The sequence below is a fragment of the Candidatus Enterococcus myersii genome, assembly GCF_017316025.1.
GTDB lineage: Bacteria > Bacillota > Bacilli > Lactobacillales > Enterococcaceae > Enterococcus_C > Enterococcus_C montenegrensis.
Genome location: NZ_JAFLVT010000024.1, coordinates 1 through 1,065, shown reverse-complemented (window position 1 = coordinate 1,065; position 1,065 = coordinate 1). Strand labels below are relative to the sequence as shown.

The 1,065-nt window shown below is 37.3% G+C and carries 1 protein-coding gene; it reads right to left on the bottom strand.

What is annotated here, in order from left to right; all coding sequences use genetic code 11:
- Nucleotides 1–9 precede the first annotated feature (9 nt).
- On the bottom strand, nucleotides 10–969 hold the full coding sequence (locus JZO76_RS14035; RefSeq protein WP_142425605.1) for an IS30 family transposase: 960 nt from the start codon (nucleotides 967–969) through the stop codon (nucleotides 10–12).
- Nucleotides 970–1,065 lie beyond the last annotated feature (96 nt).

The following is a 1,065-nucleotide window of genomic DNA, read 5'->3' as shown; positions in this document are numbered from 1 at the left end:
TTTCATTTGTCAAATTAAGTTAGACAAATCATCTGGTTTTATATTTCTCAAAAATATTTCCATCGGTGTTTGATACTTTAGAGATTTTCTTGGGATGTGATTTCGTTTGGAAGCAACAGCTTGAATAAATGATTCTGATACTTCATTGAAGTCCATGGCTTTAACTAATCCATCACAACGTAATAATCCATTTGAATGTTCATTTAGAGCGCGTTGTGACGGGGTGCCTGGATCCGCAAAATAAATATCAATATCATTTTGATTTCCCATAGCTTTCCAATTTGAAAATTCTTTCCCACAGTCAAACGTAATTGATTTAAACAGATGTTTAGGAACCGTTTGAAACCAATGATTAATTCGATTTTCAATGTCCATTGCCTGTCTACCGGCTGGCTTCAATGTAATAATCACTTTTGACAAACGTTCCACCAATGTAATAACAGCACTTTTGTGTTTTCGACCGACAATAGTGTCTCCTTCAAGATGGCCAAATTCGTTTTCAAATTTTGGATGCTCCTTGATTCGCTCATGTATACTACGCCGAAAAGCTTGTTTCCCACGTTTTTCTTGGTGTCCATTTGGTTTTCGTTTGCCTTTCATAGGCAAATCACGCACATTAAATGCGCCAGTTTGAAACATTCGATACAGTGTACGGACTGAACAATCAAGTTTCATTTCCGAGCGGCCGACAATCACATCCGGTGTCCACCCTTGAACAACCCTCTTTTGAACATATTCTTTTTGTTCTTCTGGTAAAGCAATCGAGCGTCTACCGCAGCGTTTTTTGTTTTCTTTGTATTGTTGATAGTAGTTCAGTATCGTAGCACCAGTTTTCAAAAATTGATACACGTTATGAATCGTTTGTCGCGCACGTCCTAAGCATTGCGCAGTTTTGGCAACGGATTGATTATTTTTGAAATAAGACTCTATGATTACTAGTTCGTCTGTTGTAAGATGGGTGTAGGTCATTTGTACTCACTCCTTATTAATTCTTTGGTCGGAACTATTTTGAGTGTAGCACAAATGATCTTCTTAGTTGTCTAGCTTAATTTTACAATCGACGAA

Coding starts and splice junctions, on each gene's coding strand:
- JZO76_RS14035 (WP_142425605.1), bottom strand. CDS start 969: ATGACCTACACCCATCTTACAACAGACGAACTAGTAATCATAGAGTCT.